The following is a 23,311-nucleotide window of genomic DNA, read 5'->3' on the forward strand; positions in this document are numbered from 1 at the left end:
CCGTCTGCCTGTTTCATTTTGAAACGCGATTTGTTGAGAGAGTACGCTTTGTGTTTTCTGAAAATTGGCGTATCTGCTGATCTCAAGGGGCAAGTTATTGATATTTTAGAGTAAATTTATGCTTCATAAGCTTTGGCAACACGCAGTGAAGGTCAGGATTTTGCCCGTGGCCGCTGCACTGTTTCTTTGTGGTCTCCAGCCCCAGTCGCCCGCCCGGGCATCAGGTCTCACCGCGTCGGCAGAACCGGCCGCGACAGTCGAAACCGAAGCCCGACGGCTCATGCAGGACCACGATCTTCCCGGTCTTGCAATCGCGGTCACGGTCGGGGGGGAACATCGCATCTTCAACTACGGCGTCGCTTCGCGTGAAAGCGGTGCGGCGGTGGATGACGACACGCTGTTCGAGATCGGCTCGATCAGCAAGACATTCACCGGTCTGCTTGCGGCCTACGCGCATGTGCAGGGAAAGCTCTCGCTTTTCGACGAGGTCAGTTCGCGCGTTCCGGCGCTTGAGGGCAGCGCTTTCGATGCCGTGCGCATTCTGGAACTGGCGACCCATACGAGCGGGCTCGAACTCTTCCTGCCGCCGGGCGTGGACAGTCAGGACGCGCTTGTCGCCTATTGCAGGGGCTGGGAGCGTCGCTATTCGCCGGGTACGGAGCGCACCTATTCCAATATCGGCATCGCGCTTCTCGGTTCCATCGCGGCCGACGCCCTTCAGCGGGACTATGACGATGCCCTCGCAAATCTGCTCCTGCCGAAGCTGGGGCTCGCAAACACCTATACGCAGGTTCCGCCTCACCGGATCAGGGACTATGCGCAGGGCTATACGACGGAGAACGAACCCGCCCGCCTGTCAGACAATGCGCTGGCCTCTGCACCCTACGGCGTCAAGACAACGGCGACAGATCTCATCCGCTATGTCGAGGCGCATATGCAAAGCGGCGATCTGGAGCCGGATATGCAAAGCGCCATCGGTCAGGCGCTCACCGGCTATTACAAGGCCGACGCCATCACGCAGGATCTGGTCTGGGAGCAATATGCCTATCCGGTCAGCCTGAAGCGTCTGCTCGATGGCAATTCCAGAAGAATGGCGCGCGACGATGTTCCTGCCATGCATCTGAAGCCGCCATTCCCGCCGCGCCGTAAGGTGCTCGTCAACAAGACCGGTTCCACGAGGGGCTTCTCGGCCTATGTGGCGTTCGTGCCGGGGCGCAGGATCGGCGTGGCCATTCTGGCCAACAGGAATGTGTCGGTGCGTGACCGGGTGCGGGCAGGGTATCGCATTCTTGCAGCCCTGAAGCAGGCACAGCCGTGACAGGGCCATTCGCCGGCAGGCGGGAGAGGCCCGCCGGCGAACCATCGGTTTCTTATCGACGCGCCACCAGAGGCACGTAGTTTTCCAGGTCCGGGTTCGGGAAACGCACCGTGTCGCCGGTCTCCGACGACAGGTAGAGCCCCATCAGAATCTCCAGCACGGCAACGCCGTCGGCAAAGGTTTCCAGGGGCTCCTCGCCCTTGCGGAAGCACTCCACCATGTGCCGGTTTTCATCCGTGTAGCCATAGATCCCGGCCTCGTCTTCCAGCACGGGCATCAGGCCCTGTTCGGCATTCTGCTTCTCGACCAGATCCTCGCCTTCCTCGCCCTTCACTTCACGCGACATGAAGATTTTCAGGCCGGTGCCGAGCGAGTTGAACTCCATGGCGTATTCCGGCCCAAGCAGCTCAAGCTGGATGCGCAGACCCGCCCCCACATAGGCCCAGGAGGTTGTCGTCTCGATCATCAGCTCGTTGCCGTCCTCGTCCTCCAGGATCACATTGCCGCGCGCAAAGTCCTCGGAAGGGCGATTGGCGTAATCCACTTCCGGGCCGAAGCGGTTCTTCAGGTCTTCGATATAGCGCGGGCGTGTCCATTTGAGGTTGGCCACGGTGCCGTGCACGGCCTTCAGCTTCAGGGAATCCCGCTTCCTGCCGGGTTCCGTCAGAAGGTGCCGGGCCACTTCAACGCTGTGGCACATCATGTCGAGCAGAACGCCGCCGCCCTGCTTGTCGCCCTGCCAGAACCACGGCTCGTGCGGGCCGGAATGCTCTTCTGCCGCGCGCGCCAGATAGGGGCGTCCGGTGGTGGAGGCGGCGCGCCGCCAGATGATCTCCTTGCCGCGCAGAACCGGCTGGGCGAAGACCTGGTTTTCCAGATAACCGTGGTTCAGCCCGGCGTCTTCCACGAGCCGCAGCATCTCACGCGCATCGGACAGCGTGCGGGCAAGCGGCTTTTCGCAGGCCACCGCAAACACTTTGCTGCGCCCGGAAACGACTTCGTCATGGATGGTGCGCATTGTCTCAAGGCGCGTGTCGTTGGGGGAGAGAATCCAGACCGCGTCCACATCGTCGGCCTGCAGCATGGATGCCAGACTGTCATGGCTCTTGCAGTCGCCCAGCCCCAGTTCCGCCACCAGCTTCACGATGCGTTCGCGGTTCTCCGCCTTGCGGCTGTAGACGCCGGTCACGTCGACATGGCGCACGCCGAGCATGGACCGCAGATGGAATTCGGCAATGAAGCCGGTGCCGACAAGGCCGATGCGCAGGCGTTTTCCGGGCTGTGCGGACATGGTTGTTTCCCCTTTCATTCTGTTTTCGGTGGTGCGGTGGTGCCGCGCACGCGCAGCGTGGCTGGCAGCACCACGGGTTCCCTGGGCACGGCGGCCCCTGAAAGCATTTCGAGCAGCATGCCCATGGCCTGCCGGCCGATGTCGGTGCGCGGCTGGCGCACCGTGGTCAGCGGCGGGTAGAACGCTTCGCTCAGATAGAGATCGTCGAAGCCGACGACGGACACATCGCCGGGCACGTCGCGGCCGATCTCGCGCAGGTGATGAACCGCGCCGAAGGCCATTTCGTCATTGGCCACGAAGATCGCCGTCGGCGGTTCGGCGAGTTCAAACAGCGCCTTGCAGGCCGCAGCCCCGCCATGCAGCAGGTAGTCGCCGCGCTGCTCATAGCCTTCGGCAATCGCAAGGCCGGCATTGCGCATGGCGCGGCGATAGCCCTCCTGTCGGCGAAGGCTCATCACTTCGGGAACCGGCCCGGAAATATGGGCGATGCGCCGGTGGCCAAGTCCGATCAGATGCTCCACCGCCTCGCAGGAGGCGGCCACATTGTCGATCTGCACATGCGGAAAGCCGGACCCTTCAATGGTTTCCAGCGCCACCACGATGGGCGCATTGGGCGGCAGCCTGTTGCGCGCGCCCTCCTGCGCCGGCAGCTTGCCCGTCATCAGGATCATGCCGTCGGCATGACCGTCGCGCAGCATGTCGAAATACTCGATCTCGCGCTCGGGATCGTTCTCGGTATTGCCCATCAGAACAGAGTAGCCGGCGGCGCGGGCCGTGGCCTCCACGCTCTTCAGAATGTCGAGATAGAACGGGTTGCCCACATCGCGCACCACCATCAGTACTGCCATGGAGCGGGCTGTGCGCAGGCTGCGGGCGCTGGCGTTTGGCCGATAGTGCAGGGCGTCCGCTGTTTCGCGCACCCGCGCGCGCGTCTCCTCCGTCACCAGATCGCTGCCGCTCAGCGCGCGCGACACGGTGGCGGACGAAACGCCCAGCGCCTCGGCAATGTCCTTGATCTTGGGCCGACGGTTCATGCGCGCAGCCCCCGACCGCGGCCATAGAACAGCATCAGCACCAGAAGCGTGGCGCCAAACACCATCTGCCGTCCGGATTCATCGATGTTGATCGTGGTCAGGATGCTTTGCAGCACCACCAGCAGAACCGCGCCGGCCATGGTGCCGGTATAGCCGCCCTTGCCGCCGGAAAGCGGGGTTCCGCCAAACACCACGGCAATGATCGATGGCAACATGTATTGCTCCCCTACATTTGCGAAAGAGGAGCCGGAATAACCAAGCAGGCAGAGCCCGGCAATGGCGGCGAACACGCCCGACAGCATGAAGAGAGCGATGCGCGTGCGCCGCACGGGCACACCGGCCATGAAGGCCGCCTGCTCGTTGGAGCCGATGGCGTAGATGCGCTGGCCGAACACGGTGCGGTGCAGGATGAAGGCCATCAGCAGGCCAACCCCGATCCACAGCCAGATGATGCCCGGCAGGCCCAGCAGGAATGGCCTGGTCACGAATTCCGAAAGGGCCGGGGCTGCGCGACCGGAGGGAATGCCCTGCCGGATCACCACCAGAAGCCCCTGAAGCACGCCCAGCATCCCAAGCGTCATCACCAGCGGGGGAATGCGCAGCAGCGTCACGCCGAGCCCGTTGAACAGGCCGAACAGCGCGCCCGTCGCTACGCAGGCGAGAATGGCCAGCGGGATGCCGCCATCCATGCCGTTCATCACATTGCCGGCCACAATGGCCGAAAGCGAAACCACGCCGCCGACGGACAGGTCGATGCCCTCGCGCCCGCCCAGAATGACGAGGTTCTGGCCAGCCGCGACAATGCCCAGCAGCGCTGCCACGATGAGGAGCCGCAGGATCTGCCCGCCGGAGGCGAAGCCCGGCGAAAGCGTGTTGCCGAGAAACAGAAGTGCTGCGATCAGCACCAGTGCGATGGTGAGCGGGTTTTTGGCAATGTCGAGCAGCCGGTTCATGCACGCCCCCTGCGGCTGACGAGAACACCCACCATCAGCGCGGCGAGAATGGCGAGCCCCTGCACCAGGTTCTGCCAGTGCGAGGGGGTGCCCGCGAAGAAGACGAGCGAATTGATGAGCCCGATGATCAGCGCCGCGATGACGGAGCCTGCAACCGTGCCGAACCCGCCGGAAAGCGCGCTGCCGCCCAGCACCACGGCGGCGACGCTGAACAGCGTCATCTTTGCGCCGACCAGCGGGTCGCCGCTTGCCGTGTCACCGGTGATGCAGAAGGCGGCAAGGGCAGCGAACACGCCGCACAGCGCATAGCCGCCAATGCGGATAGCGGTGACGGGAAGCCCGCTCTGGAAGGCCGCCTGCTGCCCGTCGCCCACCGCCAGAAGCTGTGTGGCAAGCCGGGTGCGGGCCAATAGACAAAGCAGGATTGCAAGCGCCACAGCGGCATAGAAGACAAAGGGAATGCCGAAGAAACTGCCGCCATAAGTGCGCCAGAAAACGGTCGGTGCGGGCATGCCGGCCACCGGCAGGATCACCAGCGCCAGCCCGGTGAAGAAGATGCTTGTGGCGAAGGTGGCGACGATGGCCTGCAGGCGCAGCGCCGCGACCACGAAGCCGTTGACGAGGCCGCAGGCCAGTCCGACGAGAACACCCACGCCGAGCGCGGCCAGCACCGAGAGCCCCCCACCGCCCATATGCTGCATCAACACGATGATCGTCACATTGACCAGCGAGGCGATGGCGCCGACCGAAAGGTCGATGTCGGCGGCATAGACCACATAGGTCTGGGCAACCGCCAGAAGCATCAGCGCCATATAGGTGCGCACGAGGCCCGTCAGTGAGCGAAAACTCAAACTGTTGGGCTCGAAGATGCCGTTCAGCACCAGAAGCACCGCGAAAATGAGAAGGGCAGGCAGGAACGGAAAGCGCCTCAAAAGCGTGCCGAAACCGCCGCCATCCTGTTTTGTGAGAGAAGCGTTGGTCGTCATCATGCCGCCTCGTAGGCTGCCTGGTAGAGATTGTAGCGGGTGCGCGCCGCGCCGCTCAGCTCCCGGCTCACCGCGCCGCCGTTGAACACGAGAATGCGGTCGGCATTGTTCAGGAGCTCGGCGTCCTCCGACGAATAGAGCACGATGGCGAGCCCTTCCTCGGCGAGCCTGCGGATCAGCGCGAAAAGGTCTGTCTTGGCCGAAAGATCGATGCCCTTGGTCGGGTCGTCGAGCAGCAGGATGTCGGGTTTGTCGATCAGCCAGCGAGCGATCACGATCTTCTGCTGGTTGCCACCCGACAGCGAGCCGATGGAATGGGAAAGCCCGGCGAATTTCGTGTTCAGCGCCTTGAGCGCCGGCAGCGCCTTTTCAGCGAGCCGCCCCGGGCGCGCCAGCACGAGCCTGTTGCGCAGCGCATGGATGGGCGCGACATTTTCGAGGATCGGACGTCCGGTGATCACCCCGTCGCGGCTCCGGTCGCCGGAAACATAGGCCACGCCCTGGGCGATGGCGCTGCGCGGGCTGTCGGTGCGAAGCCGCTCTCGTGCTATCCGCGCTTCGCCGGCACTGGGCGGCTGCGCGCCGAAAAGCGCCTTCAGGAGAGCGGACTGGCCCTGTCCGTGCAGGCCGCCGAGGCCGAGGATTTCGCCCCGTCTGACCGTAAAGCTCACATCGCGAAAGCCCGCGCCGGTGAGGTTCTCAACCGTCAGCGCCGCATCGGTGGATGCTGCCTGTGCGGGTGGCGCAGCTTGCTCTGGGGCGGCAAGCTCTTCCTGCTCGCCCACCATCATGTGGATCACGGCCTCCGGGGTCGTTTCCGCAATGGCCATCGTGCCGATGGTCTCGCCATCGCGGATCACGGTCACGCGGTCGCCGATGGCAAAAATCTCGTCCATGCGGTGCGAGATGAACACGATGCTGCGGCCGTCATTCCTGAGGCCGCGCAGGATTTCGAAGAAGCGGTCCACCTGCGCGCGGTCGAGGGCAGAGGTGGGTTCGTCGAAGATCAGAACCGGCGCTTCCGTCGCCAGCGCCTTCATGATCTCCACCAATTGCCGCTGGTCGGCGCGCAGATCGCCCACATTCGTGTCGGCCCTGAGTTCCGCACCGGCCACGGCCTCGAACAGCGCGATGTAGCGTTCGGCCTTTTGGCGCAATGCCGCCCGGTCGATGAAGAATCCGCTCTGCTTCGGCAGATCGGGCAGGCAGATGTTTTCGGCCACGCTGCGATGATCGGCGAGGCTCAGTTCCTGATAGAAAATGCCGATGCCCAGCGCCTGCGCCGCACGCGGCCCGCTCACGGTCACCGCGCGCCCGTCGAGCAGCACATCGCCCGCATCCGGGCGCACGCTGCCTGCCACGATCTTGCAAAGCGTGCTCTTGCCGGAGCCATTGGCGCCGATCAGCACATGCACTTCGCCGGTGTCCAGTTCAAGGTCGCCACGGCGTAGCGCCAGCGTGGCGCCGTAAGCCTTGCTTACACCGCTGAGATTCAGTTTGGTCATGTCTACATCAATCGCTGAAAGGTCGGCGTCAGTCCCTCATCCGCCCGCCGCGCCTTCTCCCGTCAACGTCGCGAAGGAGAATGGCCGTGGCGTGGATGTCTCCCTCTCCCCGCATGTGGGGGGAGGGTGAGGGCGAGGGGCCTTTGCCGGCGTCGTCCTATTTGAACAGCGCTTCCGCGTCGTCGATGGAAAGCGAGCTCGTGTAGGAATAGTAGCCCGGCTTTCCGTCAACGGAGGCGGCCACTTCTTCCAGATTGTCCGAACTGATGAACGGGATCGGCAGATAGAGCGCGTTCTCATACTGCCCGGCCTTGGCCGGTTCCTTCAGTTCACGTCCCTGCAGCATCAGCACGGCCACATTGAGCGCGCTTGCCATCACGCCGGGCGGGTTCACCGAAGCGCCTGAGTTCAGCTTGTTCTCGGTCCAGATGTCGATGAAGTCCTTGCGGATTTCGCCGGTTGCGGCGATGTCGCCAGCCTTGTCGGCGTCCATGATGGAGCGCCATGCGCCGGCGGCCATGCCGTCCTGCACCCAAACGCCGTCAATGTCGGGATAGGTCGCGAGCAGGTTCTGCATGGCCTGCTGGCCCTGCGCCTGATCCCAGTTGGCGTTCACTTCATTGACGATCTCGATACCGTCATGCTCGCCGAACACTTCGCGGTAGCCCGCAACGCGCATCTCGTTGGCCGGGTGCCCGGCAACGCCGTTGATGGCGACGACCTTGCCTTCGCCGTTCAGCGTGTCGGCCAGCCATTTGGCGCTTTCCATGGCCCAGCCCTTCTGGTCGATGCCCACGTAAAGGGCGTCGGGCGAAGAGACTTCGGCATCGGTGGCGATTACCAGAATGCCGGCTTCCTTGGCCTGCGCGAACACCGGGTCAAAGGCGGTCGGGCTGTTGGGGTTGATGATGATGGCGTCAACGCCCTGGCTGATGAAGTTGCGCACATGCGCGATCTGGCCGGGCACGTCGACATTGGCGCTCTGGGCGACCACTTCGACATTCACGCCCTTGTCCTTCCAGGCGGCGGCGGCTTCCTCGGCCTCCTCGATCATCTGGGTGCGCCATTCGCTGCCCACCCAGCCGTTCGACAGACCAATCTTGAAGTCCTCGGCCAAAGCCGAAAGCGCAGTGCCCGCAAGGGCAGCGGCGGTCACGGCAGCAATTGCCAGTTTTTTCATGAACTCCTCCCTGGTGAAATGCACCAACGGCACAGGCAGCCAAGGCCTTTTCGCCGATCGTGCGGCACTCCTCCTCCATGACGTGTCCTCCGCGAAAGATGTCTTCCGCCACGTCAATGAAATCGATTGTATGGCAAATGTAATCGATTTCAATATGTAATTTGGGGCGTAATTTTGTACGTAATTTTGTGGATTGCCGCCCTGATGCCTCAAAGAAGCTGCAAGCGCCCGATTTTACTTATGCAATCAGAAGGCGTGGCTGAGAGACGTGCTGGAGAGAAGGCGTGGTTTTTGAGGAAGTGAAATTGTTTCAAAACGACACAATCTGTTCACATGCCTGCGTTGCCCGCATTTCATTCACTCGGCTAACTTCTTAGAAGTGAGTAATGATTCGAGTAACATCGCCGTGCACAATGAACCGTCGCTTGAGGTTGTCCAGCTGGAGCTTCTGCTCGACCTCGCCGACCTGATCGCGCAGGGCTTCGAGGCCGCGCTTCTGTCGGTGCTGGATGATGTGGACGGGCAGATTCTTTTCAACCACAGGCTTGATGGCGATCCGCAGTATCAGCGGGTCGCGGCCGTGATGGTCGGCGCGGACGCCGATGTGGCGCTCGTCTTCCTGGACCGTACAGGAACCACCACGCATGTGGAGGGCGCAGCCGAAAGCGACCGCGCGATTGCGCGTGAGGCCGAGAAGGCGCGCAACCGGGTGCTTGCCGCTCAGGCCTGACGCAGCAATTTTCGCACGGCGATCTAACCGTGGCGCGAGTTCTGGCCGGGTCGGGCGCGCGCCACGCGGGGGAAGCGGACCACATTGTCTGCTTCCGGCTTTGCCGAGAATTCGGCCTTGAGCGCGGCATCGAGCAACAGTCCGATGGCTTCGCGCAACTGGTGCGTCGCCGGATCGGAACCGGTCAGTTCGGCCTGTGCGTTTTCGAGGTGGGCGTGCACGGACGCAAAATCTGTCGGCATGGTGTTCCTTTTTCGGTGCCCCCGGTATGGCAGGACCATGCGCAGAAAATTGTAACCGGCAAACAAACACGATCCATGGCATTTTAACGACCGGCGCTCTCCCGGCGCATTCTCTTTGGAAAACCCGATTTGATCTTGCACGCTGGTTGGGAAGGTCCGACCCTGAGGCTTGCCATTGCTTGTGGGGAGATTGTTTTCTTCTGCCGCGTCAGAGCCGGAATTAAGGAATAATATTCCTGTTTTTCATTGGCTTAAGCGTGTTGTGGTCGGAAGCGTCTTATGCGAATCGTTAAAAGACGAAGGGTCCCGTCAACTTTTATTAGAAGTTTGCCGGTTACCAACGGGATCAGTCACACTGGGGACGTTGAAAGCATATGGACAAGTCGCTCTTGCAACGCAAACCGCGCTGGACATGGCTCATTGCCTTTACGCTGCTTGGCACACTGGCAGCGGTCGGGCTTTCGTTCCTTGTCCACTACCTCCTCTTCTTCGGCGAAGAGATCAATCCCTATCAGCGCGGCCTTGCTGCCGCGCTCATTCTGCCGGTGGTCATCGCCACGCCGCTGCTTCTCTATATCGGGCAGGCAAGCGAGCAGCTGCGCCGCTTCAAGCGGGACCGGAATTTCTCCGCCGCTCATGATCCCTCGACCGAGGTGTTCAACGGCGAGATGTTCACAACGCTGGTGGAGCGCCGCCGCGCCGCGACGGTTTCCGAGGCAGGGCGCACCTTTGGCGCGCTGTTGATCCTCGAAGCCGAGAATGTGCGCGACATCGCCATCGATTACGGTTTCAGCTGGGGTGAGGAGTCGATGCGCCAGATCGCATCGGTGATCCGCGCCAATGTGCGCCGCAGCGATGTGGTCGGTCGTCTGAACGACAGCGAGTTCGGCGTCTTCCTTCCCGGCGCGACGGTTGAACAGGCCCGCGATGTGGGAGAGCGCATTCGCACCGCCATCACCAAATCGCGCTTCCTGGCGGAAGGCGAGCCCGTGGAACTCGGCGTCGATATCGGCGGCGTGATCTTTGAAGACCAGATCGAGTTCCGCGGTCTGATGCGCATCGCGTCGGAGCAGCTCGAAATGGCGCGCCAGAGCGACAGTGACCGGTTCCGCCTCAGCGCGATCAATGCGATGGGAACGCGCGAAAACGGCGAGAGCCACGAATAGAAGCGCTCCGGCCCGCCCGCTATGGGCGCTGGACTCAAAGATTGTTTAGCCTCAGAATGATCGCAAGTGCACCGCCCATGCAGCAGGTTGCATGGGCGGCGCAGCTTTTGCTGACGGCATCGGCGCTTTCCCGTCGGGGGCGCGGCGGTGCTGCAAGGGGCGGCAATGAACCGTATGCGAAGTTTCCTGCTGGTCGCCGTATTCCTGCTTGGCTGCGGGGCCGGCAGCGCGGATGAACCCGGGGCTCGGGTGTTTCAGCCGGCCATGCCTCTCGACAACGCTGCGCAAACCGACATCACCACGCTCTACAATGGCCAGCCCGGCGTTCTGGAACGATATGCCTGGGCGATGTCCGCCAATCGACACATGCTGGTCGGCCGGAATGGCGATGCGATCTATGGCCGTGGCTTCGACGCAGCGTCCGGGGATGGCGGTGTCTGGGCGTTTGTTGGTCCGCAGGATCAGCATGTCATCCGGCTTGCTGACGGGGCGCTTGTGATCGCGCGCGGTGCGCCACTGGCAAACCTCTATGCGGAAGTCGGTTGCAAGGTCGGGGAATGGCCGACGCTGATCTGCGCGGATGGGCGCAAAAGATCCATCTCGGCGCCCAACGCCACCACCATCCGCATAGAAGACGAGACATTTGAACTGGCCGGGCAGGAGGCTGAATGAGCATTTCAGGAATGTACCGCGTTCGTGACAGGACGTGGATGATGTCTGCGCTCTGTCGGCTTCTGCTCTTGCTGGCTTTCATGCTCCCGGTGTTGCCGGGGCTGATTGGTGGCGCAGTCGCCGAAGAGACGGTCACCGTGCGCCAGTTCGATCCGGCAACGGGCCGCTGGGTCCGCCGTGAGCGCACGCTCTCCTTCAAGGCGCCGTGGGGCGACGCCGCCGTCAAGCCGGCGGTCGTGCCTTATTCCGAGAACCTGCCTGCCGGCTCCATTGTGATCGATACGGGCGAGCGCCGCCTCTATCATCTGCGTGGCGACGGCACCGCGGTGCGTTACGGGATCGGCGTCGGACGCGAGGGTTTCGCCTGGCGTGGCCGTGAACGCATCACCAGAAAGGCGAAATGGCCGGACTGGCGTCCACCCGCCGAAATGATCCGTCGTGAAGCAAACCAGGGGCGCATCCTGCCGACCCTCGTGGAAGGTGGTCCGGAAAATCCGTTGGGCGCCCGCGCGCTCTATCTGGGTTCAACCCTGTTTAGAATTCACGGAACGAACCAGCCCTGGACAATCGGGCAGGCCGTCTCGTCCGGCTGCATCCGCATGACCAATGATGATGTTATAACCCTTTATAACAATGTCAAAATTGGCGCTCTCGTGGTCGTGAGATAAAGCAGTAAGGCTGACTGAATTCCTGCATTTCAGGGTTGAAATGCTTAACAGGAAGTGGATTTTGTTGCGCCGGCGCAACACCTCTATTTAAATGAGGCGACTAAACTACTCCAAAATGGGTAGGAGCGCGACTTGGGACATAGCCAGTCGTGAATGGTTGTCCTAGCATAACATCATATTGAGACCCGATGTGGGATCGGGCTTATCCATTTGCTGCGCAGGGAACGTGCAGTCAAAGGGGGGATAATGACGCTTAAGCCACGCATTACGCGCGTTCTGGCAGCCGCTCTTATGAGTGGCGCCGTTGTGTTTTCGACTGCCGCAAACGCCCTTTCCGTAAAGGAAGCGATGGCGGTCGCTCTGGAATCCAATCCCGAGATCGGGCAGGCGATCGAAAATCGCGAAGCCATTGAGTTCGAGTTGCGGCAGGCGCGGGGCCTTTATCTCCCGAGTGTCGATCTTGAAGCGTCGGTCGGCGCGCGTCGCCTCGACAATCCCTCGCGCCGTGGCACCGGCATTGAGGACGATCCGCTCTACCCGGCGGAGATCGGTCTCTCCATCACGCAAAAGCTGTTTGATGGCGGCGGACGCCGCGCCGAGCTTGATCGTCAGGCTGCGCGTGTGGACTCCGCATCCTTCCGCGTGCTCGAGCGTTCGGAAACAATCGCCCTTCAGGTGGTGCGCGAATATCTCGAATATCTGCTTCAGGTCGAGATCGTGAATGAAGCGCGCAAGAATGTGAGCTTCCACCAGTCGATGCTGGGTGATATCGGCTCGCTTATTTCCGGCGGTGCGCTCACCGAGGCTGACCGTCAGCAGGCGCAGGAGCGTTCGCTGTCCGCCAGGGCGCGTCTCAAGGAAGCCGAGGAAGAACTCGAAGCGGCGAAGATCCGTTTCTACAAGCTCGTCGGCAAGCCGCTCAGCAATCCCTCCATGCCGGGTTCCGTGGCATCCGCGCTGCCGGCCTCGCTCGACAAGGCCATCGGCATTGCGCGCGCCAACAACCCGCGCATCAAGGTCGCCAACGCCGATATCGATGCAGCCGATGCGCTGGTCGACGCCGCGCGCTCGAACATGCTGCCCGAGATCAGCGCCGAGGGCCGCGCCCGCGCCGGTTACGACATTGATGGTTCGGACGGCCGCACCAATGATCTGCAGGCGCGCGTCGTCGCCAAGTGGAACCTCTATCGCGGCGGTATCGACGTCGCCAATGAGCAGGAGCAGATCCGCCGCGCAAGCGAGCAGCGTCTGGTCCTTCATCAGGCCTATCGTGAGGTTGAGGAAGCGGTCCGCATTTCCTGGGATCGCCGCCAGCGGCAGATCGATCTGTCGCAGACCCTGCGTCAGCAGGCGCAGACGAATGCCCAACTGGTCAGTTCCTACCGCGAGCAGCTCGTGGTTGGCCAGCGTTCGCTGCTTGATGTTCTCGGCGCACAGAACACGCGCTTCAGCGTGAATGTTCTGTCCAAGACCGCGCAGTATGCGGCGCGCTTTGCCGAGTATCGCATTCTGGCGGCCACCGGCACACTGCTCGACACGATGAACCTCTCCAGTGCGAAGCAGTCGGAGGCCTACGCACGGGCAGAGTTCAACGTGCCTGAAACGGCGCCGACGGAGACGTATAAGAGACTGCCATCGCGACAGACCAACGATCTGCCGCTCGATCTTCTCGCTCCGATTCGGTCTCAATAGCCGGTCGGGGCAGCAGGCAAGGGGGCAAGGTGGAACAACTTCGCAACCCTACAGCCGACACGCCGCTCCTGGCAGACAGTTTCAGGTTTGCCTTTCGGGAGGTCGCGCAGTTTCTCGCGCGCCCGAGTTCTGAAACCGTCCTCTTTTCCGATACGCCCTTCGATGAGAGCAATCCGTCGCTGGAAGATATCGAGCGGCTCGCCGCACGTATCGGTCTGGAAGTGGAGCAGCACAGCCGGCGCGATCTCGCCAGCGGATCCATCGATCTGCCGGTGCTTGTCGTCTATGCGGATGGCACGGCGCAGGCTCTTCTGGAGCCGCTCGATGGAGACCGCCTGCGCACCACGCTTCTGCCCGATCCCATCGCGGAAGAAGGCGTCACACTCAAGAATGTCCTGTCCAGAAAAGTCGGGCTGATCGTCTCCTTCAGCATCATCTATGAGAACAAGTCCGAAAGCGCGGATGCCGGTCTGCCTCAGCAGATGGAAAAGCGCCACTGGCTCACCACCACGCTTGCGCCATTCTGGCGGTCCTATGCGCAGGTGGCGATAGCCGCGCTGTTCGTGAACCTTCTGGCGCTCGCATCGCCGCTCTTCGTCATGAATGTCTACGACCGGGTGTTGCCCAATCAGGCAACCGCCACGCTCTGGGTTCTGGCGCTCGGCGTCGCCGGGGCAATCCTGTTCGACCTGCTTTTGAAAAGCGTTCGCGCAGCCCTCATTGATTACGCCGGACGGAAAGCGGATCTGAAGCTTTCCTATCTGCTTTTCGAAAAAGTGCTGCACGCCACCATGGCGTCGCGTCCCATGTCGACCGGCGAATATGCGAGCCGCGTTACGCAGTATGAATTCGTGCGCGAGTTCTTCACCTCGAACACGATCAGCACGCTGATCGACAGCGTCTTCGTTTTCGTCTTCCTGCTGGTCATCTACAGCGTTGCCGGCTGGCTGGCGCTGATCCCGGCAACCGCCTTCGCGCTCGCGTTGATCATCGGGCTCATTGCGCAGGCGCGCATCGGCCGCCGTGTCGCCGCCGCAAACAATGAGGCATCGCAGCGCCAGTCGCTTCTCGTGGAAACCATTGCGACAATCGAAACGGTCAAGTCGCTGCGCGCCGAGCGCACATTGCTGCGCCGGTGGAGCGAGCTTGCCAAGAATGCCTCGCGCACCTCCGAGGGCATCAAGCAGCTGTCCTCCTGGGCGTCGAACATGACGCAGTTCGTGCAGCAGCTGGTCACCGTGGCGCTTGTCGTTGCGGGCGCCTACGAGTTCTCCGAGGGCAATATCTCGACGGGCGCGATCATCGCGACGGTCATGCTGTCGGGCCGCGCCGTCGCGCCGCTCGGCCAGATCGCCATGACCCTGTCGCGCATGCGCCAGGCGCTTCTGTCGCTGCGCATTCTGAACGCCATCATGGAGCAGCCCGAAGACCGGCCGGAGAGCACGGGCTTCGTGAACCGCGAAATCCGCACCGGCGATGTTGCCTTCCGCAATGTCGGGTTCACCTATCCGGGGGGCGCCAGCCCCGCGCTCAACGATTTCAACCTCGCCATCAAGGGTGGTGAGCGCGTCGGCATCATCGGGCGCATTGGCTCCGGCAAGACCACGGCTGGCCGCCTGCTTGCCGGGCTCTATCCGCCGTCGAGCGGCAATCTGCTCATCGATGGGGTGGATATCCGCCAGTATCACCCGTCCGTGGTGCGCTCCGCCGTCGTCTTCGCGTCGCAGGCCGCAGACCTCTTTTCCGGGTCGGTGAAGGAAAACCTCCTGATGGCCAAGCCCGGCGCGACCGATGACGAGCTGGTCGAAGCCGCAAAGGCTGCCGGTGTCGATGCATTCGTCGCCCGTCATCCCAGGGGCTATGACATGCCGGTGGGCGAGCGCGGCAGTCAGCTTTCGGGCGGTCAGCGACAGGCGGTCGCGATTGCGCGCATTCTCCTGAGCGACCCGAAGATCGTGTTCATGGACGAACCGTCTGGCGCGATGGATCTGGCAAGCGAGCGCGAACTCATCGCGCGGCTCAAATCCGCCTTCCGGGATGATGTGACGCTGGTGATCTCCACGCACCGGCACAGCATGCTTCAACTCGTCGACCGGCTGGTGGTCATCGATCAGGGCCGTGTCATCGCCGACGGACCAAAGGAGAGGGTAATCGCAGAACTGCAAAAGAACGCCGCAGGTGGGCGTTCGGGAAGGGGGCAATAGCTCCAGGCGTTGCCCGCGTGGCGCGCGACCTTACATAAAAAGACGAAAGGCGGATTGAAAATGGACCGTCCACCACTGGCTGCGCGATTGGGGTTAGTCGTTATTGCAGCCCTCTTGATGACATTTGTTGGCTGGGCGTCCATCGCCGAGGTGCAGGAAATTGCGCGCGGCGAAGGCAAGATCATACCGATCTCGAAGACGCAGATCATTCAGTCGAGCGAGGCCGGTGTCGTGCAGGAAATCGCTGTCACGATCGGCCAGACCGTCAGCAAAGGCGACCTTATCCTTCAGCTTGATGATACGGTCACGGCGTCGTCGCTCGGCGAGTCCGCAGCCCGCGCCCGCGCGCTGCGCGCCCAGATCGCCAGACTTGAGCTTGAAGAGAAGGGCGATCTCGAAGCCGAATATATCTGCCCCGAATCGCTGCAGGAGGTTGCACCCGGCATCTGCCAGAACGAAGCGCGCCTGCTGCGCGCCCGCGCCGACAACATCAAGAACAAGCGTTCGGTGCTGATCGAACGGCGCACGCAGCGCATGAATGAGCTCGACGAGGCAAACGCGAACATCTCCCGGCTGGAAGAAAACCTGTCGCTCGCCCAGCGTGAGGCCGATCTTCTGGAGCCCATGGTCAAGCGCAAGCTGGTGGCGCAGACCGAGCTTCTGCGGGTGCAGAAGGAACTATCCGAGACGCGGGGCCAGCTTGAATCCACGCGCGAGTCGGTCGAGCGCATCGAAGCCTCCATCAAGGAGGCCACGCTGCAGATCGAGGAGCTGGCGCTTCAGGTTCAGCAGGAAGCGCTGGTGGAAAAGACACAGGCGCTGGCGGAACTGTCGGTCATTGAAGAGACCATTCGCGGGGCAACCGACCGGGTTGCGCGCACCGATATCCGCTCGCCGGTCGATGGCATCATCAACACGCTCGAGGTGAACACGATCGGGGCCTATGTGGAGCCCGGCACCGTGGTGGCCGGCGTGGTGCCCACATCCGACACGCTGCTCGTGGAAGCGCGGATATCGCCGCGCGATGTCGCCTTCGTGCGGCCGGGTCAGCCTGCGCTGATCAAGGTTTCCGCCTATGATTTTTCCATCTATGGCGGGCTTGAGGGCGAGGTGGAGAACATCTCCGCCGACAGCCTCGTGGATCAGAATACGGGCGAAACCTTCTATCAGGTGCGGGTCAAGACCGATCAGGCCGAGCTGGTTCGGGATGGCAGGAGCCACAAGATCATTCCCGGCATGATCGCGACTGCCGACATCATGACGGGCAAGAAGACGATCCTCGCCTATCTGATGAAGCCGATTAACAAGGCGCGCACCGAAGCGCTGCGCGAGCGGTGACGGCCATGGACAAAGCGGTTGAAACGCACGGTGAAGAAAACTGGGCCTTCCAGCCCCGGTTTCGCGTCCTCAGGGTCGGGGCCGCGCGGCGCGGCATCCGGCTGGAAGAGATATTCTGGTCGTCCCTGCAGGAGATCGCGGATGAGAAGGACTGCAGTGTCGGCGATGTGATCGAGGCCTGCGAGAACCGGCTTGAACAGGGCTCAAACCTCACATCGGCTCTCAGGGTGGAAACCGTCTCCCACCTGCAAGGCGAGCTCGATCTGATGCGGGCCAGAACCGGCAGACAGGCCGTGCGCAACATGGTCATGGCCTGCCCGTCGCCCTGTTTCGCCCTTGCCGGTGACCGGCAGTTGATGGCCCACAATCCGCCTTTCATCGCCTTTGTGCAGTCGCGGCTGTCCAGCCTGCCGTCGGATGCCACGGCGCGGGGTGTGCGCCTGTCGCTCGATATCCAGTTTTCAGAGCTGATCGAGAAGCTGAAGATGAAGGGCAGCGGACCGGCAATGGTGGGCTTTGTGATCGGTGTGGACCGTCAGCTTATCCGCGGTCGTCTCAACGCCATCCTTGCGCCGCTGGCCGGGCTTGACGCGATTGTCGGTTTCATCCTGCCGAACTGACCCTAACCGCCATTCACGCCGGTCACCCGGTTCTGGGGCGCTGCCGCATTGTCGAAGCCTTCTCCCGGAGAAAGATCCGAGGGCAGACCTTCAAGCGTTGCGACCATGGAGCCGTCGCGCTTTCTTCCGTGGATCCAGGAGCGGTCTGCGCTCAGCGAGTAAAGCGGCAGGTAGTCGCCAAAGGCGGTGTCCTTCATCACGCGGTCGTGCAGATTGTCGAGCACATAATGCCCCTGGCTCGTGGAAACCGTGAGAACGGCGTGAAACAGGGATCGCCGCTGGTCCTGAAGCACCACGATCGACATGCTGCCGAGCGGAATGCCCGCAGCGTTGAGCGCCGCCATCTTCAGGATGGCATAGTCCTCGCAATCGCCCTTGCCGCGCTGGAGAATGTCCCGGGGTTTTGCCCAAAGATCCAGCTGGCGATAATTGTTCCGGTCCGAGACATAGGCAATCCTGCGGTTGACCGCCCGGTTGATCTCCGCAAGCTTGCGGGAGAAGGGGCCTGCTTTGACGTCACGCACAAGCTGCGCCAGGTCTTTCGCCCGTGGCGCGCAGTCTCCGGCCTCCGTGCAGGCGGCGAAATCGGCGCGCGCTATGGATGGGTACACGGCTTTCCAGCTGGCGCTGGATGGCAGGGCGCGAAAGGGGATGGCCACGGAGCCGAAAACGCCCGTGGCGGCACTTCCCGCCTGCCTGCGTTCTCCGGCGGGCCTTTTGCCGGCGCCTGCCGCGAAGCGCGCATTTTGGGGAGCGGCGCGCGAAGCCGCCCGTTCCCACTGCATCTTGAGTTCCACAAGCCCTCGGGTCGCCGCCGTCATTGTCGCGGCCGCCGACATGGCGCTCATGCTGGAGATGAAGGAAACCTGCACCGGCGATGGCGCATAAGCCCCCGCCTGCGCTTCATTCTGCATGGCAAGTGAGGCGGATGCCGAGATGGCAAGCGCAAGGCTTGCACCTATGTATAGGCCTCTGGAATTTTTCATTTGATCGTCCCCTGATCTTGCAATGACGATAAGAGGCGCAAATGAAATGCCGATTAAGTTATTTGGATTATTTTATACTTAGATATGTTGTTCAATTTATTTAAAATGGGATTTTGTCTATTTCATCTCTGTTTACCATTCAGGTCTCTGGGCAGAATGGCGGGCGGGAGCAGCCGGCGTAGGCTGTCAAAAAGGGATAATTATAGGCAAATGTATAATTGCTTATATTCAAGCATTAACCAACGGGAAATTTTCGCCCGTTCGGAATATGATGATATATCAATGATGCTCAGTTCATATTGTGCCGACTAAAACGGCGTGTCTGGCTCCCGGGAACATCTGTTTCTGGGGGTTCCCATGGCCAACAATGACCGCACGAATACCACCGACGAGCGCGCAACTGCCGCTGAACAGTCTTCAACCAGCACGCGCCTGAGCCAGGCAGAGCAGAACGCTCTCCAGTTCGCGCAGAACGAGACTGCCGCGGAGCCGACGCCCGTCGACCCGGCGACCGGTCAGCCGGTCGCGGAGCCGACCTCTCAGGCAGCCGTGCCGGATGTGCCGGAAACGATCACACCGGATGCAGACAATGTTGTCCGCCTTCCGCAGGGGGTCTCGATCGACGAGATCAGGCTCGACGGGAACAATCTGGTTCTCGTGCAGCCCGACGGCTCCACCGTCACCATCCTCAACGCCGCTCTCAAGGTGCCCACCTTCCTGATCGGCGATGTGGAAATCCCCGAGCTCGCGCTCGCTGCCGCTCTTCAGGCCAACGGCATCGACGTCGCGGCCGGCCCCGATGGCGCGCTGACCGTGGTGTCCGCCGCGTCCCAGAGCGGCGGCGGCGGCTTCAACACCCCCAATGGCGATATCGGCGATGCCGGCCCCGTGATCGACCTGCTGCCGCCCACTGCATTGCAGTTCGGCACGCTGGAGCGGCGTGAGCTGTTCCCCTCGATCCGTGAAAACGATTTCCCCGAGCTCAGCATTGTGAGCCTGGGAGCGCCGCCCGGACAGGTCAATGAGAGCGCGCTTGCCAGCGGATCCGGCGGCGGCACCACCAGCACGCTGGGCAATGTCTTGGTCGATCCGGGCGATGATGGCCTTGGTTCGCTTGTCGTCACAAATGCGTCCGGCGTCAGCGTCGACGTGACCAATGGCGGCAGCATTCAGGGTGTCTATGGCGAGCTGATCGTCACGCCGAATGGCGATGGCACCTACGGTTTCGAATATGTGCTGACCACCAACACCATCGATCACGATAATGCCGGCCAGACCGGCGCAGACGATGTGGTCACCGACACGTTCGATTTCGTCGTCACCGACGGCAATGGCGATACGGCGTCCGACGAACTGACCGTCACCATCACTGATGACGGGCCGGCGATCGACCTCGCACCTGCGGAAGAAAGCGAAATTGTCCTTGATGAAACGGACAATGATGCCGACGACGGCGATGTGGGCGGTCTTCTGGCCGACGTGACCGTTTCCAGCTCAGCTCTTTTCACAGAAACGGCGACGGCGGGTGCCGATGGCGCGCAGTCCAAGGTCTACTCGCTGGTTCTGAACGCCGGCGCGACCGGCCTGACCGACACGCTCTCGGGCGAAGCGGTGGTTCTGAGCGATGAAGGCGGCGCGATCGTTGGCCGCACGGAAACCGGCGGTGACGAAGTGTTCCGCATCAGTGTGGATGCAAACACGGGCGACATCACCGTTTCCCAGTCGCGTGCGCTGTTCCACGACCAGAACCCCGGTTCCGACGCTGAAGCTCACGACGAAAGCCTGACGCCGGAGGTGATGAACAGCGGTCTCGTTTCGCTGAACGTTGTTCTGACCGATGGCGATGGCGACACCGCCAGCGACACGGCCGAACTCGGCGCGCTGATCAAGTTTGAGGATGATGGTCCTGTTCTTGGCGACGTGACGGCTGTTGCCACCGGCGCCCTGACGCTGGATGAGAGCCCGCTTCCAGGTGCTGGCGATGGCGTTGCAATCCAGACGCTTGCGCTTGCCGGCAACTTCGCCGCGGTGAACTACGGGACGGATGGTGCCGGCACGACCACCTATGGCTTTGCGCTGTCAGGGGCAGGCGTTCCTGTGGCGTCTGGCCTTTATGCGCTGAACAGCGTCGATGGCACGTTCACGCAGGGCACGGAGATCACGCTCAGCCTGAGCGCGGACGGCCAGACGATCACCGGCTCGGCCGATGGCGTGGATTACTTCACGATCGCGGTTGATGACACGGGCACGGTGACGTTCACGCAGCTGAACAACATCTGGCATGGTGACGCCGGCGATGCGGATGACGCCGAGGCGCTGTCGCTTGCAGCGGGCACGCTTGTTCTGCAGCAGACGGTGACGGATCAGGACGGCGACAGCGTGACGGCGGATCTCGATCTGTCGGGTGGCGTGTTCGAGATCGAGGATGACGGACCCACCAACAATACCGACACTGCCTCCGAAACCGTTCATGAGGATGCGCTCAATAATTACGATCCGCTGGCAGTGCTTCCTGGCATTCGGGGCTCCACGGGCAACAATGAAGGTGGCAAGACGACGACAGCGGTGTTCACTTATGCCACAATCGCCTCTCTCGTGAGTTTCGGTTCGGACGGTGCGGGTGCTGTCGTTCTAAACACCGACCCGAGCCTCGAGGGAACGGCCATTGCGGGTGTGACCTCGCAGGGTGATACGCTTGCCTGGCATGTCGATGGCAATGTCATCCAGGGTGTGGCGAGCGACGGTCGGGTGGTGTTCACGATCACCAAGACCGCAGGTACGGGAACGACCGACCCGACAGACGACGAGTTCACCTTCGAACTCCTCGATCAGGTCGATCACATTCCGCTTAATACTCCTTCCGGTGACGAAGACGCATCTGCCGTGATCGATATTTCGAATGCCTTCCGGGCCTTCGATGGTGACGGCGATAGCATTGTGCTTGATGCGGGTCTTTCGGTCGCGGTGGAGAATGATGTTCCGGTCGTTTTCGTCCCCGAGCATGCCTATGTTGCGAATCTGGGTGCCGGACCGGCGACCTTCGATTTGAACTTCGAACAGGCGGTCGGTGCCGACGAGTTCGGCTCGGTGCGATTTATAAACATCACGACGGGGGTGACCCAGCTTCGGGATGCCGGCGGTGAGCTGGTGACCTCAGGCGGTGAGCCAATCACGCTGGTGCTAAATGCCGGAGGAACCGCGCTTACGGGTTATGTGAATTATGGCGAGGTGGGTCAGACACAGGTTCTGACGGTCACCATCAATCCGGATGATACCTATACGGTGGATCTGGACGCTCCGCTTGACGACGGAACGGTGATGGCCACCTTCAATCCGTACACTCAAGGGGATAATCCGGGCAATTATCTCTTCAATGAAGTCAACGATCTCCCGCTTCAAGGGGCGCCCGTACTGCTCGATGTTCTGATCTCCGGAACCAATGGTTCAGGCAATCTGTCGTCGGCAAACGTGTCTCAGAGCGGAACGGGTGTCGGCAGCCAGAGCATCTCGCAGGACGCGACGCTGCGGCTGGACTTTGCCGAGGAGTTTGTGCGTTCCAATATCGGTCCGAACTCGGGTAACTTTACGGTCAGCAACACACAGCTTGTCACCAGCGTTGCGGTCAAGATTACCCAGACGGGCTCGAACGATCCGGCCGTGGCCTACGTGGAAGCGTTGAATACCAATTTTGCGTTCTCCAACAATATCTTCAACTCCAACCAGGCGCCCGATGTTTCCAATTTCCTGAGCGAAAGCAAGGTCGCCATCACTGCTGTGGTGCTGAATGGCGTGGAGTACGACGTCGGCGATTATGCCAATGGCGCTCTCCTCGATGCGACGCATCGCGTCTACTACGTGACCAGCGGTAGTGATGTGGTTGGCGTGTATGTAACGGAACTCAATGTTGGCGACACCGTGGGCGTTGCGACTTCGGACGGGTTCTCGCGGTTTGCGATCACCAATGGTGAAGGCGATTCCATTCCCGGAGGGGGTGGTACGTTCGATGCGAAGGATTACGGCAACTTCGATATCGGCGATGTCAGCTTCCGTACGGACGGTCAGGAAGGTCAGCCCATCGATCTTTCGCTGGATGTTCGGGGAACCGACTATGACGGAGATACCGTCGATTCGACGCTGGATTTCACCGTTGTTCCAAACGATGCACATCACATTGTCGGGACCTCGGTAGATGATATGGGCGCGAACGCCCTGGAAGGAACAACCGGTGACGACCTTCTGGCAGGTCTTGCCGGAAACGACGTACTTTACGGGTTTGGCGGCAACGATCTCCTCATCGGTGGTGAAGGCGCTGACACGCTTTACGGCGGAATTGGCGAGAACACCTACGATCTCACCGATACCGATGGTGCCATAGACACGGTGGTGCTCGATCCTTCCGCGCTCACCGGCATGAACCCGGATGAGATCATCGGCTTCAGCTCCGAGGACGTCGTGGACCTCACCGAGCTGGTTTCGCTCTCGACCGGCGACAATATCGGTGATTTCGTCCGGCTCAACCCCGGCGATGGCAAGGAACTGCAGGTGGATGCGGACGGAACCGCCGGCGGTGATGACTGGGTGACAGTCGCCACCTTCGACGTGCAACCCCCAGCCTCCATCAAGATCCTCTACGAGGATGATAATGGCAGTGACACTTCGGGCACAGTCTGAGTGAAATGACATGACATGCGGCCGCCATTGCGCGGCCGCATGTTTGATAAACCGC

Annotated in this window: 18 protein-coding genes; 10 read left to right on the plus strand and 8 right to left on the minus strand. The window is 61.7% G+C overall.

Annotated features, from left to right (window positions below):
• The first annotated feature begins 118 nt into the window (after window positions 1-118).
• Window positions 119-1,318 carry a class C beta-lactamase gene (gene ampC, locus DEJ54_RS07890; RefSeq protein ID WP_113154087.1) on the plus strand — a complete coding sequence of 400 codons (1,200 nt, stop codon included), beginning with the start codon at window positions 119-121 and terminating at the stop codon, window positions 1,316-1,318.
• Window positions 1,319-1,370: 52 nt separating this feature from the next.
• On the opposite strand, the gene DEJ54_RS07895 is transcribed toward ampC, so the two are convergent.
• The 6 genes from DEJ54_RS07895 to DEJ54_RS07920 all read right to left on the minus strand — a co-directional run bounded on the left by DEJ54_RS07895 (window position 1,371) and on the right by DEJ54_RS07920 (window position 8,267).
• A complete protein-coding gene (locus DEJ54_RS07895) occupies window positions 1,371-2,609 on the minus strand; it encodes a Gfo/Idh/MocA family protein (protein ID WP_113154088.1) in 1,239 nt (412 codons plus the stop codon).
• 14 nt (window positions 2,610-2,623) lie between these two features.
• The gene (locus DEJ54_RS07900) at window positions 2,624-3,643 is read right to left on the minus strand and encodes a LacI family DNA-binding transcriptional regulator (RefSeq protein ID WP_113154089.1); all 1,020 of its coding nucleotides are present in this window, start codon (window positions 3,641-3,643) and stop codon (window positions 2,624-2,626) included.
• Window positions 3,640-4,596, minus strand: coding sequence for an ABC transporter permease (locus DEJ54_RS07905; RefSeq protein WP_113154090.1), 957 nt, complete (start codon window positions 4,594-4,596; stop codon window positions 3,640-3,642). Before DEJ54_RS07905 ends, DEJ54_RS07900 begins: the two co-directional genes overlap by 4 nt.
• Complete coding sequence (locus DEJ54_RS07910) at window positions 4,593-5,585, minus strand: ABC transporter permease (protein WP_113154091.1); 993 nt, start codon at window positions 5,583-5,585, stop codon at window positions 4,593-4,595. Before DEJ54_RS07910 ends, DEJ54_RS07905 begins: the two co-directional genes overlap by 4 nt.
• Entirely contained in the window at window positions 5,582-7,087 is a 1,506-nt protein-coding gene (locus DEJ54_RS07915; protein WP_113154092.1) for a sugar ABC transporter ATP-binding protein, read from the minus strand. Before DEJ54_RS07915 ends, DEJ54_RS07910 begins: the two co-directional genes overlap by 4 nt.
• A 157-nt stretch (window positions 7,088-7,244) precedes the next feature.
• Window positions 7,245-8,267, minus strand: a complete 1,023-nt coding sequence (locus DEJ54_RS07920; RefSeq protein ID WP_113154093.1) for an ABC transporter substrate-binding protein — start codon at window positions 8,265-8,267, stop codon at window positions 7,245-7,247.
• Window positions 8,268-8,673: 406 nt separating this feature from the next.
• On the opposite strand from DEJ54_RS07920, the gene DEJ54_RS07925 reads away from it, so the two are divergent.
• Window positions 8,674-8,997, plus strand: coding sequence for a hypothetical protein (locus DEJ54_RS07925; RefSeq protein ID WP_222473778.1), 324 nt, complete (start codon window positions 8,674-8,676; stop codon window positions 8,995-8,997).
• A 23-nt stretch (window positions 8,998-9,020) separates the two neighbouring features.
• On the opposite strand, the gene DEJ54_RS07930 is transcribed toward DEJ54_RS07925, so the two are convergent.
• Window positions 9,021-9,239 (minus strand): hypothetical protein, encoded by a 219-nt coding sequence (locus DEJ54_RS07930; protein ID WP_113154094.1) that lies wholly within the window; start codon window positions 9,237-9,239, stop codon window positions 9,021-9,023.
• 374 nt (window positions 9,240-9,613) lie between these two features.
• Here DEJ54_RS07930 and DEJ54_RS07935 point away from each other — a divergent pair, with 374 nt between their 5' ends.
• The 7 genes from DEJ54_RS07935 (at window position 9,614) to DEJ54_RS07965 (ending at window position 17,599) form a co-directional block, all read left to right on the plus strand.
• Complete coding sequence (locus DEJ54_RS07935; RefSeq protein WP_113154095.1) at window positions 9,614-10,405, plus strand: GGDEF domain-containing protein; 792 nt, start codon at window positions 9,614-9,616, stop codon at window positions 10,403-10,405.
• A gap of 165 nt (window positions 10,406-10,570) precedes the next feature.
• Complete coding sequence (locus DEJ54_RS07940; protein ID WP_113154096.1) at window positions 10,571-11,077, plus strand: hypothetical protein; 507 nt, start codon at window positions 10,571-10,573, stop codon at window positions 11,075-11,077.
• Window positions 11,074-11,745: a L,D-transpeptidase gene (locus tag DEJ54_RS23460; RefSeq protein ID WP_245447736.1), complete on the plus strand. Its 672-nt coding sequence runs from the start codon at window positions 11,074-11,076 to the stop codon at window positions 11,743-11,745. Before DEJ54_RS07940 ends, DEJ54_RS23460 begins: the two co-directional genes overlap by 4 nt.
• Before the next feature lie 246 nt (window positions 11,746-11,991).
• Window positions 11,992-13,437, plus strand: coding sequence for a TolC family outer membrane protein (locus tag DEJ54_RS07950; RefSeq protein WP_113154097.1), 1,446 nt, complete (start codon window positions 11,992-11,994; stop codon window positions 13,435-13,437).
• Between the two features lie 29 nt (window positions 13,438-13,466).
• Window positions 13,467-15,641 carry a type I secretion system permease/ATPase gene (locus DEJ54_RS07955; RefSeq protein WP_113154098.1) on the plus strand — a complete coding sequence of 725 codons (2,175 nt, stop codon included), beginning with the start codon at window positions 13,467-13,469 and terminating at the stop codon, window positions 15,639-15,641.
• Window positions 15,642-15,701: 60 nt separating this feature from the next.
• Window positions 15,702-16,979 (plus strand): HlyD family type I secretion periplasmic adaptor subunit, encoded by a 1,278-nt coding sequence (locus DEJ54_RS07960; protein WP_113154099.1) that lies wholly within the window; start codon window positions 15,702-15,704, stop codon window positions 16,977-16,979.
• Window positions 16,980-16,984: 5 nt separating this feature from the next.
• Window positions 16,985-17,599 carry a ribbon-helix-helix domain-containing protein gene (locus DEJ54_RS07965; RefSeq protein ID WP_113154100.1) on the plus strand — a complete coding sequence of 205 codons (615 nt, stop codon included), beginning with the start codon at window positions 16,985-16,987 and terminating at the stop codon, window positions 17,597-17,599.
• A gap of 2 nt (window positions 17,600-17,601) precedes the next feature.
• Here the strand turns inward: DEJ54_RS07965 and DEJ54_RS07970 are convergent, their stop codons facing one another.
• Complete coding sequence (locus tag DEJ54_RS07970; protein ID WP_245447738.1) at window positions 17,602-18,585, minus strand: transglutaminase-like cysteine peptidase; 984 nt, start codon at window positions 18,583-18,585, stop codon at window positions 17,602-17,604.
• 357 nt (window positions 18,586-18,942) lie between these two features.
• Between DEJ54_RS07970 and DEJ54_RS07975 the strand changes: the two genes are divergently transcribed.
• Window positions 18,943-23,256 carry a DUF5801 repeats-in-toxin domain-containing protein gene (locus tag DEJ54_RS07975; protein ID WP_113154101.1) on the plus strand — a complete coding sequence of 1,438 codons (4,314 nt, stop codon included), beginning with the start codon at window positions 18,943-18,945 and terminating at the stop codon, window positions 23,254-23,256.
• Window positions 23,257-23,311 lie beyond the last annotated feature (55 nt).

Source organism: Nitratireductor sp. OM-1 (genome assembly GCF_003296175.1).
GTDB classification, from domain to species: domain Bacteria; phylum Pseudomonadota; class Alphaproteobacteria; order Rhizobiales; family Rhizobiaceae; genus Nitratireductor; species Nitratireductor aquimarinus.